The organism is Nonomuraea sp. NPDC054003, from assembly GCF_055585125.1.
The window spans coordinates 70,584-85,403 of the sequence record NZ_JBVJKR010000020.1; the positions used below are offsets into that span (position 1 = coordinate 70,584).

At 71.6% G+C, this 14,820-nt stretch carries 15 protein-coding genes; 10 read left to right on the plus strand and 5 right to left on the minus strand.

The genetic code is table 11. The annotated features are described in order from the left end of the window. Positions 1–2: 2 nt before the first annotated feature. Entirely contained in the window at positions 3–743 is a 741-nt protein-coding gene (locus ACZ6YG_RS38855) for a cytochrome d ubiquinol oxidase subunit II (RefSeq protein WP_148035075.1), read from the plus strand. Between the two features lies 1 nt (position 744). On the opposite strand, the gene ACZ6YG_RS38860 is transcribed toward ACZ6YG_RS38855, so the two are convergent. Further along, complete coding sequence (locus ACZ6YG_RS38860; protein WP_466020733.1) at positions 745–1,476, minus strand: SDR family NAD(P)-dependent oxidoreductase; 732 nt, start codon at positions 1,474–1,476, stop codon at positions 745–747. Between the two features lie 68 nt (positions 1,477–1,544). Between ACZ6YG_RS38860 and ACZ6YG_RS38865 the strand changes: the two genes are divergently transcribed. Further along, the gene (locus ACZ6YG_RS38865) at positions 1,545–2,147 is read left to right on the plus strand and encodes a TetR/AcrR family transcriptional regulator (protein WP_466020734.1); all 603 of its coding nucleotides are present in this window, start codon (positions 1,545–1,547) and stop codon (positions 2,145–2,147) included. Positions 2,148–2,194: 47 nt separating this feature from the next. Here the strand turns inward: ACZ6YG_RS38865 and ACZ6YG_RS38870 are convergent, their stop codons facing one another. Beyond that, complete coding sequence (locus ACZ6YG_RS38870; RefSeq protein ID WP_466020735.1) at positions 2,195–3,853, minus strand: alpha-amylase family protein; 1,659 nt, start codon at positions 3,851–3,853, stop codon at positions 2,195–2,197. 185 nt (positions 3,854–4,038) lie between these two features. Between ACZ6YG_RS38870 and ACZ6YG_RS38875 the strand changes: the two genes are divergently transcribed. Next, on the plus strand, positions 4,039–4,239 hold the full coding sequence (locus tag ACZ6YG_RS38875) for an EF-hand domain-containing protein (RefSeq protein WP_466020736.1): 201 nt from the start codon (positions 4,039–4,041) through the stop codon (positions 4,237–4,239). Positions 4,240–4,807: 568 nt separating this feature from the next. On the opposite strand, the gene ACZ6YG_RS38880 is transcribed toward ACZ6YG_RS38875, so the two are convergent. After that, a complete protein-coding gene (locus ACZ6YG_RS38880; RefSeq protein WP_148035082.1) occupies positions 4,808–6,085 on the minus strand; it encodes a hypothetical protein in 1,278 nt (425 codons plus the stop codon). 134 nt (positions 6,086–6,219) lie between these two features. Between ACZ6YG_RS38880 and ACZ6YG_RS38885 the strand changes: the two genes are divergently transcribed. After that, positions 6,220–7,467: an MFS transporter gene (locus ACZ6YG_RS38885; protein WP_466020770.1), complete on the plus strand. Its 1,248-nt coding sequence runs from the start codon at positions 6,220–6,222 to the stop codon at positions 7,465–7,467. Here ACZ6YG_RS38885 and ACZ6YG_RS38890 read toward each other — a convergent pair. After that, complete coding sequence (locus ACZ6YG_RS38890) at positions 7,459–8,571, minus strand: NAD(P)/FAD-dependent oxidoreductase (RefSeq protein WP_148035084.1); 1,113 nt, start codon at positions 8,569–8,571, stop codon at positions 7,459–7,461. The genes ACZ6YG_RS38885 and ACZ6YG_RS38890 overlap by 9 nt on opposite strands. Positions 8,572–8,611: 40 nt before the next feature. Further along, a complete protein-coding gene (locus ACZ6YG_RS38895; RefSeq protein WP_364233607.1) occupies positions 8,612–9,172 on the minus strand; it encodes a hypothetical protein in 561 nt (186 codons plus the stop codon). Between the two features lie 158 nt (positions 9,173–9,330). On the opposite strand from ACZ6YG_RS38895, the gene ACZ6YG_RS38900 reads away from it, so the two are divergent. From ACZ6YG_RS38900 to ACZ6YG_RS38925, 6 genes are all read left to right on the plus strand, one after another. Further along, entirely contained in the window at positions 9,331–9,960 is a 630-nt protein-coding gene (locus tag ACZ6YG_RS38900; RefSeq protein ID WP_364233609.1) for a helix-turn-helix domain-containing protein, read from the plus strand. Positions 9,961–10,046: 86 nt separating this feature from the next. Further along, positions 10,047–11,216, plus strand: coding sequence for a homogentisate 1,2-dioxygenase (locus ACZ6YG_RS38905; RefSeq protein WP_397199378.1), 1,170 nt, complete (start codon positions 10,047–10,049; stop codon positions 11,214–11,216). Next, on the plus strand, positions 11,213–11,986 hold the full coding sequence (locus ACZ6YG_RS38910) for a hypothetical protein (protein ID WP_187281471.1): 774 nt from the start codon (positions 11,213–11,215) through the stop codon (positions 11,984–11,986). Before ACZ6YG_RS38905 ends, ACZ6YG_RS38910 begins: the two co-directional genes overlap by 4 nt. After that, positions 11,983–13,086, plus strand: coding sequence for a fumarylacetoacetase (fahA, locus tag ACZ6YG_RS38915; RefSeq protein WP_466020737.1), 1,104 nt, complete (start codon positions 11,983–11,985; stop codon positions 13,084–13,086). Before ACZ6YG_RS38910 ends, fahA begins: the two co-directional genes overlap by 4 nt. A 73-nt stretch (positions 13,087–13,159) precedes the next feature. After that, complete coding sequence (locus ACZ6YG_RS38920; RefSeq protein WP_466020738.1) at positions 13,160–14,305, plus strand: L,D-transpeptidase; 1,146 nt, start codon at positions 13,160–13,162, stop codon at positions 14,303–14,305. 77 nt (positions 14,306–14,382) lie between these two features. Next, the gene (locus ACZ6YG_RS38925; RefSeq protein WP_148035090.1) at positions 14,383–14,817 is read left to right on the plus strand and encodes an NfeD family protein; all 435 of its coding nucleotides are present in this window, start codon (positions 14,383–14,385) and stop codon (positions 14,815–14,817) included. Positions 14,818–14,820: the final 3 nt, after the last annotated feature.

Genomic DNA, 14,820 nt, shown 5'->3' on the forward strand with positions numbered 1-14,820 from the left:
TTATGGAGATCTTCATTCTGGCGTTCTTCGCGCTCGGCTATCTGGTGCTGGCCGGGGCTGACATCGGCGTCGGCATGGCGCTGCCGTACCTGGGGCGCACGCCCGCCGAGCGGCGCGAGGCGATCGCCGCGATCGCCCCGTTCTTCCTCGGCAACGAGGTGTGGCTGGTGGTCACCGCCGGCGTGCTGGCCGGGCTCTTCCCCGAGCTGGAGGGCGAGCTGCTGAGCGGCAACTATCCGCTGGTGGTGGCGCTGCTGCTGTCCTGGGTGGTCAGGGACACCGGGCTGTGGCTGCGCGGGCGGCTCGACGGCCGGCTCTGGCAGGGCTGGTGGGACGGCGCGATCGTGGCCGGCAGCTGGGGGCTGGCGCTGAGCCTGGGCGGGCTGCTCGGCCACGTGCTGCTCGGCATGACCGGGCCGCTCGCGCTGCTGCCCGTGGCGGCGCTGGCCGCGCTGTTCGGCACGCACGGGCTGGCGTTCGCCGCGCTCCGGCTCCGGGGCGAGCTGCGGCGGCGCGCGGCGGTGCTGTCGGGCGGCGCCGGCGAGGGCCGCACCTACGCGCTGACGGCGGTGGCCCTGATGGTGGTGGGCGTGCTGGCCGGGCTCCGGCTGCCGCTGGAGCCCGGCACGTCGGGGGCGGTGCTGGGGCCGGTCGTCCTGGCCATGATGCCGCTGATGGTGGCGGCCCAGGCCTGGGTGTGGTGGACGTTCCGGCACCGCGTCACCGGCCCCTCCTACCTTTGACCTACAGGTTGCCGCCGCCGGTGGCGTCGAGGGTACTGCCGGTCATGAAGCTCGCCCCGGGGGAGGCGGCGAAGGCGATCACGTCGGCGATCTCGTCGACGTGGCCGATCCGGTTGACCGCGTGCACGCTCGTCGCGTACGCCTCTCCTTCGGGAGTACGCAACCAGCCCGCGTTCACGTCGGTGTCGATGATGCCGGGGGCGACGTTGTTGACCGTGATCCCACGCGGGCCGACCTCCTTGGCCAGCGCGAGCGTGAACGTCTGCACCGCGCCCTTGGTCATGGCGTACGCGATCGCCTGGGGGAAGGCGATGCGCGTCACGCCCGAGGTGACGTTGACGATCCGGCCGCCGTCCGGGATGAGCGGCAGCAGGCGCTTGGTGAGGAAGAACAGGCCTCGCACGTTCACCGCGAAGATCCGGTCGAACGCCTCCACCGTCTCCTGCTCCATCGGTACGGACGTACCGATGGCCGCGTTGTTCACCAGCACGTCCAGCCGGTCGGTCTCCTGCCGGAGCTGGGCGACCAGGGACTCCACCTCGGCCGTGTCGCCCAGGTCGGCCCGGAGCGCGAACGCGCTGCCGCCGCCTGTCTCGATCAGCCGGACGACGTCCTCGGCCGCGGCCTCGTTCACCCCGTAGTGCACCCCGACACGGAACCCGTCGCGGGCCAGCCGCAGCGCCGCCGCGCGGCCGATCCCCCTGCTCGCGCCTGTCACCAGAGCGGTCTTCATAGTCAGACTCCTTTTCTGTAGCGATCGCTACAGAAAAATAGCATAGCGATCGCTATAGAATGGTTCGCATGGCGAGACAGCGAGCCTTCGACCGTGACAAGGCACTCGACCGGGCGCTGCGCATGTTCTGGCGCCACGGCTACGAAGCCACCTCGATCGCGGAGCTGACCGCCGCGATGGGCATCCGGCCGCCCAGCCTGTACGCGGCCTTCGGCGACAAGCGGCGGCTGTTCGAGGAGGCGCTCCGGCGCTACCAGGAGAGCTACGGCGCCTTCACCGCCCGTGCGCTCGCCGAGGAGCCGACGGCCCGCGAGGCCATCGAGCGCGTCCTGTACGAGGCCGCGGACGAGTACACCGACCCCGGCCACCCGCACGGCTGCATGATCATCTCCGCGGCGGTGAACTGCGGGCCGGAGTCGTCCGAGGTCGAGGAGGGGCTGAGGCTCAAGCGGGAGGCGGCCAAGGCCGCGCTCAGGGAGCGCATCGAGCGCGACGTGACGGCCGGCCTGCTTCCGCCGTCCGCCGACGCGGCGGCGCTGGCCGTCTACTACGCGGCGGTCATCCAGGGCATGTCCACCCAGGCCCGCGACGGTGCGAGCCGCGACGAGCTGGAACGCACCGCCGCCCTGGCGATGCGCGCCTGGCCTGCGACCACCCCGCCCCACCCCTGACCGGACCCGCGCGATCTGCGCGGACGTTTCCGGCCCCGGGGTCGCAGTCAGTGGGCCTTGATGGAGGCGTCCTCGGCGGGCTTCTTCCGGGCTGACACGCGCAGCCAGCGCGTCCCGTACGGATCGAGCGGCAGCCGCACCGGGCCCGACTCCGGAACCTCGACGGTGCCGTCCACCAGCAGGTCGGTCAGCAGGGAGCCGGCCAGCCCGTCGAGCTCCAGCTCGGCCTCCACCGGCTCGTCGCCCAAGTTGTGCACGGCCACGACCGTGGCGCCGTCGGCGTCGCTGCGGTGCGCGTGGACGGCGGGATGCCCGGCGTCCAGCGGTTCGTACTCGCCCCAGGCCAGCTCCGGGCACTCCCGGTAGCGTTCGATGAGCAGCTGGAACCAGCGCAGCAGCGAATCGGTGTCGCGCTTCTGGTCCTCGACGTTGACGTGCTCGGGCCCGAACCGCCCGCCGGGCATCGGACGCACCGGCTCGGCCGGGCTGAAGCCACCGTCCTTCGACCACTGCATGGGGGTGCGCACCGCCATCCGGCCCTCGACGTCGAGGTTCTCGCCCAGCCCGATCTCCTCGCCGTAGAAGATCACCGGCGTGCCGGGCAGCGAGAACATCAGGCTGTAGGCCAGCTTCATCCGGCGCAGGTCGCCGTCGAACATGCCCGGCATCCGCCGGCGCAGGCCGCGGCCGAAGATCTGCATGCGCTCCTCAGGCCCGAACGCCCGGAACACCTCCTGCCGCTCCTCGTCGCTGAGCTGGTCCAGCGTCAGCTCGTCGTGGTTGCGCAGGAACGTCGCCCACTGGGCGTCCTTAGGCGCGTCCGGCCGTTCGCGCAGCGCGGCCACGAGCGGCGCCGCCTCCCGGCGGGCCAGCGCCAGCCAGGCCCGCTGCATGACGGTGAAGTCGAAGCACATGGTGAGCTCGTCGCCCAGCCCGTCGCCGAAGTAGCTGACCAGCTCCTTGTAGGGCAGGTTCACCTCGCCGAGCAGCACCGAGTTGCCCTTGCGGCGGGTCATGAACGCGCGCAGGCCGGCCAGGACCTCGTGCGGCTCCCCCAGTTGCGGCGAGACGTTCTCGATCAGGAACGGCACCGCGTCCACCCTGAACCCGGCCAGCCCCAGCTCCATCCAGAACCCGAGGATGCGGGAGATCTCGTCACGCACCTCCGGGTTGCCCATGTTCAGATCCGGCTGGTGCTTGTAGAAGCTGTGCAGGTAGTACTGGCCGGAGCGGTCGTCGCGCTCCCAGACGCTGTTCTCCTGGTCGGGGAAGACCACCTGCTCCGGCTCCGGTCCCGGCTCGTCCTTCCAGACGAACCAGTCGCGCATCGGCGCGTCCTTGCCCTTGCGCGCCTCCAGGAACCACGGGTGCCGGTCGGAGGTGTGGTTCACGACCAGGTCGGCGATGACCCGCATGCCCCGGTCGTGCGCGGTGCGCATGAACTCCACGAAGTCGCCGAGCGTGCCGAGCCTCGGGTCGACACTGTAGAAGTCGGTGACGTCGTACCCGTCGTCCCGGTTGGCCGTGGGGTAGAACGGCATCAGCCACAGGCAGGTGACCCCGAGGTCGGCCAGATAGTCGATCTCCTGAGTGAGCCCTCGGAAGTCGCCGATCCCGTCGCCGTCCCCGTCCTTGAAGGTCTCCACGTCGAGGCAGTAGACGACGGCGTTCTTCCACCAGAGGTCGCTCGTGTACGTCATACGCATGCGGGTCGGGCTACCCCCAAATTCCGGCAAAGAACGAGTCTGGGAGATCGGGGATCGGCAGGCATGACCGCGCCTCTGCCGGGCATCCGCAGACGTCGACTGCCGGTTAGCGGCATTCATCCACGCACTACGACAAACCGCCACTAAAGTCTGACCCGAAACGGATCTCCCGGAGGATGCCCATCATGAGCGACCACGCGATCACCTTCGACCTCATCGACACGGACAAGGACGGCCGCATCTCGGCCGAGGAGCTCGTCCGCCTGATGGAGATCCTCGGCCAGCCGGTGACCCTGGAAGCCGCCCAGGCAGGCGTGCGACGCCTGGACCAGGACGGCGACGGCCTCATCGACGTCAACGAGTTCGGCGCCTTCCTGAAGCCGTAGGCTCGTCGCGGGCGAAACGGGCCGAGACTCCCAGACTCTCGAGAAGCCGCCACATGCTGCTGGACGGGTCCTGATCAAGGAGATCACAGCCGGGTTCGGCCCCGCCCCGATGAGCACACGCGCCGGCTGCGCGGCGCATGCCCGGATTCCGCGCGTTGGCATAAGCCTTTCCGACGCGGGGCAGCAGGTCCTCTGCCCGCGACCGGGTGATCCTCTTGTCCTTCCCGCCGAAGCCGGCGAAAGCCGGGCGCTGCGCGAGTAACCGGTGGACGTGATCATCGCACCCGCTCTGCGGCACGTCGTACATCCCGTAGTGCAGGTACAGCCAGAAGTCGAAAGAAGGGCTGGAGAAGGCCACCCGGATCTTGGCTCGATGTCAGCCAGTGACCCGAAGGGGTCCGCCTGTGGTCTTGATCGATCCCAGGCGCCTTCACGGAATCCAGACGGCCAACCCCCCGGGGGAGCGCGAGGGGGCCGGCCCCCTCGCCGGGGGTGTGGGGGCGTGCCCCCACAGTCACAGCCTGAGCTCTCGGGCGCGGAGCGCCCTGGCGGGGGAAGACCGCGTTGTTCAGGCGGTGCGGATGTAGAGCTGGCCGAAGACTTCGGACAGGTTGCGGAGATCTGTGGCCACGTCCACCTCCGGGGTCGCCGGGTCGTACAGGGTGGCGAGGCGGGGGCGGATGGAGGTGAGCTTCTTGAGCTGGTCCCAGGTGGGGTTGGCGGCCCACTTCTCTCCGTACACGCGGCTGACCTGGCCCTGGGCGTCCTGCCAGCGGGTCCAGAGGGTGATGGTGCCGGCGGCGGCGTCCTGGAGCGGGGCGGCGATGCGGTCGGTGATGGTCTGGGTGGCCTGCTCGGTGGTCAGCCGGGAGCCGCCGGGGGCGGCGAAGCCGGTGTCCTCGGCGGCGATGTGCGCGTAGGCGTCCCAGGCGCGGGCGCGGACCTGGATCCACTGGTTGCGCTGGGCGGTGGCGGCGTCGATCCGCCACGTGGCGTACTCGGTGGCGAGGTGGCCGCCGTCGAGGGAGAGCTGGTCGACGAGGCCCTTGGCGAGCCAGGCGCCGATGCGGTCGGGGTCGAGCAGCGGGTGCTTCTTGGCGAGGGCCTCGGTGCACTCGGCGACGGCGCCGCAGCCGAAGACGGGCACCGCGGTGTGGACGGCGAGCTTCTTGCCGGGGGCGAGCTTGCGGAGCGCGGCGGAGGCCGAGGCGACGAACGTGTCCAGCTCGTCGGCCGTGGCGAACGTCCGGTCGTAGCCGAGGCCGGAGCTGAAGCGGATGCCCGCGACGCCGGGCTGGGCGGCCAGGGCGGCGATCTTCTTGGCGGCCTCGGCGAGGTTGCCGGCCTGGTGGTCGTCGGCCAGCTCGGCGTCGATCCAGACGCGCATGCCGCTCGTGGCCGAGGTCTTGACGGCCTGGCCGGCGGGGGTCTCGGCGGCCTTCTTCACGGCGGCGCCGGTGACCTCGTCGGGGTCGACGAAGCAGGGCTCGGCGGTCGGGCACTCGGGCTGCCCGCCGTCCTCGGCGCCCTCGACGTCGGGGCTGCCGACGTCGTGCGACTGACCGTCGCCTTCCGAGTCGGTCGGGCAGTCGCTCTCGGTGCAGTCGATGACGATCGGGTCCATCGGGCCGGTGTCGCGCATGTTCTGACCGTCGTTGTCAAGCCAGAAGCGGGCGATCTCGGCGGCTTCCTCGGGGGTGGCCATCCAGCGGCAGACGACGTACGCGGGGGTGTCCTCCGCCATGAGGTCGTTGCAGCTGCGCGGATCGTCCTGCGACCACGCCGGGACGCCGATGCCGAGGAGGGAGAGCGCGAGACCGATGACGAAGAGCTGCCGCAGTCGCATGGCACCTTGACTTCCGGGGAGTGATCGGCTGGCATCTCGCACGATATCGGTATCAACGGTCGATCTCTACCGCCTGTGTCCGGGCGTGTGGAAAATGGGACGACACCATCGCTTCGTACCCGTCACACTTGAGCGTGCGTGAAATCCTCGGCGATCTCGGGCTCTTCCGGGACAGGCGCTTCGCCCTGCTCTTCGCGGCCCGGACCATCTCGATGCTCGGCGCCGCGTTCGCCCCGGTGGCCCTCGCTTTCGGCATCCTCGACCTGCCCGGCGCCACCGCCACGACGCTGTCGGTGGTGCTGACCGCGGAGGCGCTCCCGATGGTGCTGTTCATGCTGTTCGCCGGGGTGCTGGCCGACCGGTTCCCGCGGCAGCGGGTGATGCAGTTCGGCGAGTGGGCCAACGCCGTGGCCTTCTTCACCCTGGGCGCGATGCTGCTGTCCGGCTGGACCCCCCTGGTCGGCCTGGTCGCCGCGGCCGCCTTCAGCGGGATAGCCGTCGCCGCGCTCTATCCCGCGCTGACCGGGATCATCCCCGAGGTGGTGCCGCCCGAGCGGCTGCAGGCCGGCAACGCGCTGCTCGGCCTGGGCGCGAACGTCGCCAGGATGGGCGGCGCGGTGCTCGGCGGCGCCACGGTGGTGCTCGTCGGCGGCGGGTGGGCGCTGGCGGTCAGCGGCGCCCTGTTCGCCACCGCGGGGGTGCTGATCTCGCTGGTGCGGCCCACTCCTCTGGTGCGCGAACGCGGGGAGCGGCATTCGGTGCTGAAGGACCTGCGCGAGGGCTGGCGCGAGTTCAGCTCCCGGCAGTGGATCTGGGTGGTGGTCGCCCAGTTCTCGATCCTGGTGATGGCGATCCAGGCCGGTCACGGGGTGCTCGGGCCGCTGCTGGCCAAGGAGAGCCTGGGCGGCCCGGCGGCGTGGTCGGCGTTCCTGGCCGGCGAGGCGATCGGCACGATCGCGGGCGTGGTGGTGTCGCTGCGGGTGCGGCCGCGCCGGCCGATCCTGGTCGGCACGCTGCTCTGCCTGCCGGCGGCGCTGCCGTACTTCCTGCTGGGGACGGGTTCGCCGCTGTGGGTGACGGTATTGGGCGCGTTCGTGCTGGGCGTCTGTTTCGACGTGTTCGGCGTGCTGTGGATGACGACCATGCAGCGGGAGGTCCCGCCGGAGTCGCTGTCGCGGGTGAGCTCGTACGACGCGCTCGGCTCGCTGATGTTCGGCCCGATCGGGCTCATGCTGGCGGCGCCGGCGGCGGCGCTGATGGGCGTGCAGAACGCGCTGCTGGCGTGCGGCGGCCTGGTGGTGCTGTCCACCTGCGCGGCGCTGCTCTCCCCCGGCGTGCGCAACCTGCGCGCCCCGGCCCGTCTGGAGGCCGTCTCAAGCTGAGGCCCGCCCGCTGGTCCGCAGCCCGCGTGCCGGTGCCCGCTCGTGCAGCCCGAACCTCGGCTCCGGCCCGTACTCGCCGTCGAGGATCCCCGCCACGTACTCGGCCAGCGCCGGGGCGTGTTTGAAGCCGTGGCCGGAGTCGCCGCCGAGCAGCCACACGCCGGGCTCGGTCTCCGCGATGATCCACTCGGCGTCGGGAGTGAGCGCGTACTGGCAGACCTGGCTGAACAGCACCGGCGCCGAGGCCAGCGACGGGAACCGCCGCGCCAGGTAGGACCGGGCGCGCGCGACGCCGGCCTCGTCCACGGCGCGCTCGCCGTGCTCGGGCTCGTACGGGCGGCCTTCGACGTCGGAGGTGGCCTTCATGCCCACGCCGTCCACGTCACCGTGGCCGTAAGCGGCGGCGGCGTGGTCCACCCAGGCGGGCGTGCCGGGCGTGGTCCACGCGGCGGGGACCGCGAAGTGCAGCGTGTCCTGCTTGGTCACGGTCACGGGCACCTCGAACAGCTCGGGCAGCCAGGCGCCGCACGCCCACACCACCCGGTCGGCGGTCAGCACCTCGCCCCCGGCCTCGACGGCGGCGCCGGGCGCCGGGGTCGCGCGGGTCCGGACGATCCGGGCGCCGGCGGACTCGGCCAGCCTGGCGGTCACCTGGGTGGCGCGGCGTGCTCTGATGACGCCGGCGTGCGGCTCCCACAGCAGGTGGCTGAGGCCGGCGGGGCTGTAGTCGGGGAAGAAGCGGGCGCCGTCGGCCGGGTCGAGGACCTCGCACGGTATATCCAGATTTTTCAGGACCTGGGCGCTGGCGTGCTCCCACCCGTCCGGCGTCCGGGCGAACCAGAGCATGCCTGCTTCCGCGTACAACTCCTCCCCGGCGCGCTCGCCGAGCCGCCGCCAGCCGTCGCGCGCCCGCCACGCCATGCGCGCGTACCACTCCTCGCCGCCGTGCGAGCAGCGCATCAGCCGGGTCTCACCCGCGCTGGCCTGCCGTACGTGTCCCGCCTGGTGCTGCTCGACCAGCGTCACCCGCCATCCGGTTTCGGCCAGCCGCAACGCCAGCGATGAACCCCAAATGCCCGATCCGACCACGATGACCGATTTCATGGGACCACGGTGACCCGGAGACCCCCGCCGGATCAAGGGGTCAGATGACAATCAACGTCACCACCACGCCCGCGCAGTTGCCCGCCAGGCAGATGCGCACCGGCACCCTGGACACCCCGGACTCCGCGGGCACGCCGCCGACGTGCCCGTCCGGGCCGATGGTGACGCCCGGGGGCAGCGCGCCCTGGCGGGTCACGGTGAACGTCGGCGGCACCCCCGTGGGCCCGCCCCTGATCTGGATGTTCCCGTCCAGCCGCTGCCCGGCCCTGCCGGGGAAGGTGAGCGCGCCCGGCGCCCACGGCACGTTGCGCAGCACGACGAACGTGACCCGCTCCTCGTCGCACGCCTGATCGCGGCAGATCTGGACCTGGGCCGCGTACGTGCCGGCCCGCTCGGGCCTGCCGTACACGCGGCCGGTCGCGTCCACCCCGATCCCCGGCGCGAGGCGCGGGCCCGGACGGATGCGCGCCCCCTTCTCCACGGGCATCAGGCGCTGCTCGACCTCGATGCCCACGGTCAGGTAGAAGGTGTCCTCCACCAGCCGGTCGAACGGGGTCGCCGCGGGCGCGGCCCTGGTGGCGTAGAGCGCCCGTGATCCCACGGAAGGAAGCGCGGGGAGGAAAGCGCACATGGCCAGCCCGGCAACCAGGAGTATCCACGTTTGCCGCATCCTTACCCCCCGGTGTTCTGTTCCCCTACGTACCCTTTTCACCGCATACAGTCACCGCTCCCCCATGACCGTGGCTGGATAATCGCTTCATGGCCGCTGAATCCGCTCAGACGCTCGAACGCGGGCTCCGCCTGCTCAGGCTGCTTTCCGACGGGAAGGGCGGGCGGACCCCGACCGAACTGAGCGCGGAGCTGTCGCTGAGCCGCCCGGTGGTGTACCGGCTGCTGACGACCCTGCTCAACGAGGGGTTCGTGCGCCGCGACGACGAGGGCCGGGTGCATCTGGGGTTCGGGCTGCTCGCACTGGCGCGGGCCGTGCAGCCGCTGCTGCGCGCGGCGGCCCTGCCGACGCTGCGGCGGCTGGCCGAGCAGGTGGGCGCGACCGCGCACCTCACCGTGGCCGAGGGCGACGACGCGCTGGCCGTGGCGGTGGTCGAGCCGTCGTGGACGGACATGCACGTGGCCTACCGGGAGGGCGCCCGCCATCCGCTGGCGAAAGGCGCGGCCGGGCGGGCGATCCTGGCAGGTCGCGAGGGCGGGTCCGCATATCTGGTGACCGAGGGGCAGTTGGAGGAGGGAGCCCGGGGGGTGGCGGCGCCCGTTCTGGGGCTGCCCTGGTTGGAGGCCTCGGTCGGGGTGGTCACGTTCGGGCCGCTCGCGGAGTCCACCGGACCTCGCGTCGTCGAGGCCGCCGCCGAGCTTGCCGCCGCCCTGGGGTGACGGTTGACATCCGTCCGGGGATGACGGACGGTTGTCACGCATAGAGGACACATACGTCCGATAATCGGACGACATGGGAGGGGCGGATGCCGTACTACCGCGCCGTGGGCGAGGTGCCCCGCAAGCGCCATGTGCAGTTCAGGCGGCCCGACGGCGGTCTGTACGCCGAGGAGCTGATGGGCGAGGAGGGGTTCTCGTCCGACTCGTCGCTGCTGTACCACCGCCACCTGCCGACCGCGATCGTCAAGGCCGAGGCCGTCGCCCCCACGGCCGACACGCGCCTGGAGCCCAACCTGCCGCTGTCGCCGCGCCACTTCCGCACCACGCAGCTCTCCAGCGCGGGCGACCTGGTGTCCGGGCGGATCCTGCTGGCGGGCAACGGCGACGTCCGGTTGTCGTACGCCACCAGCGACCGGCCCAGCGAGCTCTACCGCAACTCGATGGGCGACGAGTGCGTGTACGTCCAGGAGGGCACGGCCCGCTTCGAGTCCACGTACGGCGTGATCGAGGCCGGCACCGGCGACTACGTGGTCATCCCGACGGGCACCATCCACCGCTGGGTGCCGGTGGGGCGGGTCAGCGTGCTGGCCGTCGAGGCGTCCGGGCACATCAGGCCGCCCAAGCGCTACCTGTCGCAGTACGGGCAGTTCCTGGAGCACGCCCCCTACTGCGAGCGCGACCTGCGGGCGCCCGCCGAGCCGCTGCTCGCCGAGGGCGAGGAGGTGCCGGTGCTGGTGCGCACCAGGGGCGGGCTGACCCGGCTGGTCTACCGCCACCACCCGTTCGACGTGGTCGGCTGGGACGGCTACCTCTACCCGTACGCGTTCAACATCGACGACTTCGAGCCGATCGTGAAGAGGACGCACGCGCCCCCGCCCGTCCATCAGACGTTCGAGGGGCCCGGCTTCGTGATCTGCTCGTTCTGCCCGCGGCCGCTCGACTTCCACCCGGAGTCGGTGCCGATCCCGTACAACCACCACAACGTCGACTCCGACGAGTTCATGTTCTACGTAGGCGGCGACTACTCGGCGCGGAAGGGGTCGGGCATCGACGTGGGCTCGATCTCGCTGCACCCGGCCGGCTTCACGCACGGGCCGCAGCCCGGCGCGGTCGAGGCGGTGATCGACGCCGTCGCCAAGGGCGTCACCACCACCAGCGAGAAGGCGGTGATGGTCGACACCTTCCGCCCGCTCGACCTCGGGCAGGGCGCGCTCGCCTGCGAGGACCCCGGATACGCCTGGACTTGGTCACGATGACGCTCTACACCGCTCTGATCGACGACGCGGGACTGTTCCCGCCGACGTCACTGCACATGTCCGACGCGCTGGACCGCCACCGGCGCAACCAGGAGCGGGGCAGCCGGGTGCTGACCCACCGCTTCCTCTGCCCGGCCAGCAGGCTCGGCCGGCTGCGCGCCGAGCAGTTCCGGCCGCGGTGGGTCGGGCTGATCCTCGACACCCCGGAACTGCCGGACCTGACCGGCCTGCCCGTCGACATCGCGGAGGCCGAGCTGCCGCCCGAGCGTGGGGTGGAGGAGCTGGCCCGCGAGCTGCTCCGGGCGCTCCCCGGCGGGGTGCGGCTGTTCGTCGAGGTGCCGCCGGGGAAGTTCGTCCCCGACGTGCCCGAGGGCGTGGGCCTGAAGGTGCGCTGCGGCGGCGCCCGGGCCGAGGCGTTCCCGCCGGTGGAGCACCTCGCCTCCTTCATCAGGTTCTGCGTGGCCGCCGACATCCCGTTCAAGGCCACGGCCGGGCTGCACCACGCCGTGCGCCACTTCGACCCGACGCTCAGCGTCGACCGGCACGGCTTCCTCAACCTGCTGGTGGCCGTGTGCGAGGCCGTCGAGGGCCGCGACCCGGCACCCACCCTGCGCATCACCGACGTGGGCCAGCTCACGCGCATCGCGCGGGCCATCCCTGAGGAGACGGCGAAGCGGGCCAGGCAGCTCCTGGTCAGCTACGGCTCCTGCAGCACGACCACGCCGATGGACGACCTGAAGGCGCTGGGCCTGATCGAGGAGGACGAGTGAGCTGGGGACTGGACAACCTGCCCTACGGGGTCTTCTCCCGGCAGGGGGAGGCGCCCCGGGTCGGCGTCCGTTACGGCGACCGGGTGCTCGACCTGGCCGCGGCGCTGCACGACGAGGTGTTCGCCGCCCCCTCGCTCAACCCGTTCATGGCGCGCGGCCGCTCGGCCTGGCACGACACGCGCCGCCTGATCAGGAACAAGCTGTCCGGCGACCTCGCGGTGACCGAGCCGCACCTGGTCCCGCTGGCGCAGGTGCGGCTGCACATGCCGTTCGAGGTGGCCGACTACGTCGACTTCTACTGCTCGCTGGAGCACGCGAGCAACGTCGGGCGGATCTTCCGGCCCGACGCCGAGCCGCTCAAGCCGAACTGGCGCCACCTGCCGGTCGGCTACCACGGCAGGGCCGGCACGGTCGTGCCGTCCGGCACGCCGGTCCGGCGCCCGCACGGGCAGCTCCGGGCGGGGGTGTACGGGCCGACGGCCAAGCTCGACGTCGAGGCCGAGCTGGGGTTCGTGGTGGGCGTGCCGTCCGAGCTGGGCTCGCCGGCCGGCGCCTTCGAGGACCACGTGTTCGGGGTGACGCTGGTCAACGACTGGAGCGCGCGCGACATCCAGGCGTTCGAGTACGTGCCGCTCGGGCCGTTCCTGGGCAAGTCGTTCGCGACCTCGATCTCGCCCTGGGTGACGCCGCTGGAGGCGCTGCCCAGGGTGCCGGGGCGGACGCAGGACCCGGAGCCGATCGACTACCTGCGCAGGAAGGACGACTGGGGGCTCGACATCACGCTGGAGGTCGAGCTCAACGGTGAGGTGATCTCCCGTCCGCCGTACCGGGACATGTACTGGACGCCGGACCAGATGCTCGCCCACCTCACCGTGAACGGCGCCTCGCTGCGCACCGGCGACCTGTTCGCGAGCGGCACCGTCTCCGGGGAGGCGCGCGAGGAGCGCGGCTCGCTCATCGAGCTCACCTGGAACGGGACCGACCCCGTCAAGCTGCGCAGCGGCGAGACCAGGACGTTCCTGCAGGACGGGGACGCGGTGACGATCCGCGCGACGGCGGGTGACGTCAGCCTCGGGGAGGTCTACGGAAAAGTCGGTTAAGTGACTCGGCGTGCTTGCTTCGTTACTCCTCGCTAATCTTGGGGAACCCTTCCCCAGGAACATCAGGAGTGACATGCTGCGGCGTGCCGCGACGATCCGCCTGGCCGCCTTCCTCCTCCTCGCGGGCGGCTGCGGAGCCGTGCGGGCGGAGCCTCCGCCCCCGACCGTGGTGCAGGTCTCCCCGCCGCTCGGCGCCGCGCGCGCCCGTCCCGACCAGGGGCTCGTGGTGCACGCCCAGGGCGGCCCGCTCCAGCGGGTCGTCGCCCACTCCGGCGGTGTCCCGGTACGCGGCGACCTCGACGCGGCGGGCACCACCTGGCGCTCCCGCTGGACGCTGAAGCCCGGCGCCGAATACGCGGTCACCGTGACCGCGGCGGGCCGCACCGTCGCGGCCGGCCGCTTCCGCACCCGCCCCGCCGGACGTGCGCTCCAGCTCACCGCCACCGCGCCGCTCCCCGGCGAGACCGTGGGCGTCGGCATGCCGGTCATCCTCGACTTCGGCTCTTCCGTACGCGACAAGGCCGCGGTGGAGCGCGCTCTGGAGGTCACGGCCGGCCGGCCGGTCGAGGGCGCCTGGCGGTGGATCGGCGACACCCGGGCGGTCTACCGCACCCGGCGGTTCTGGTCTGCCGGGCAGACCGTCACGGTCACCGCCCATCTGGCCGGCGTCCGTGCCGCCCCCGGCCTCCACGGCACCGCCGACCGGACGTTCGCCTTCACCGTGGGCCGCCACCAGGCCACCGAGATCGACGCCCGGACCCACCGCATGGTCGTCCGCCGCGACGGCCGCGCCGTGCGGCACATGGCGATCAGCGCCGGCATGGCCACCACCCGCGAATACACCACGACCAGCGGCGTCCACCTGACCATGGACAAGGGCCACCCGGTCCGCATGATCTCCCCCGGCCGCGACGAGGGCGACCCCGGCTACTACGACGTGATGATCGACCACGCCGTCCGCATCTCCGACAGCGGCGAGTACGTGCACGCCAAGGACAACGTGTGGGCCCAGGGCCGCCGCAACGTCAGCCACGGCTGCGTCAACGCCCGCCCCGACCAGGCCGCCTGGTTCTACGCCCACTCCCTCCGCGGCGACCCCGTCGTGATCACGGGCACCGACCGCGAGCTCGAATGGGACAACGGATGGGGGTTCTGGCAGCTCTCCTGGGAGAAATGGCGCGCCGGCAGCGCTCTTCTCGCACCCGGGCCTCTGCCGTAAGCGGAAATCCCGGATTACGGTGGTGAGAGGGAACGATGGCGCCGACGGTCCCGTTATTCCTATAGGAGGGCCGGAGTATGGATGAATGGATCATCTGGGTAATTCTCGCAGTCGTCCTCGGTCTTGCCGAGATCTTCACGCTCACCGCCGCGCTCGGCCTCCTCGGTGTCGCCTCCCTGTTGACCGCCGGAGCCGCGGCCGTGGGCCTGCCGGTTCCGCTGCAGTTCCTCGTCTTCGCCCTGACGTCGACGGCCGGGCTGGTCGTGATCCGGCCCCTCGTCAAGCGTCACAACATCCGCCAGCCGCAGCTGACCAGGTTCGGTGTGGAGGCGCTCGTCGGCAAGCCCGCTTACGTTCTCGCGGAGGTGACGGGTCACGACGGCCGGATCCGCCTGGCCGGTGAGGAGTGGTCAGCGCGGGCGTATGACGAGACACTCGTGATCCCGACCGGTGCCACTGTCGACGTCATCGAAATCGACGGCGCCACCGCCCTCGTATATCCCCGGGAGTGAGAT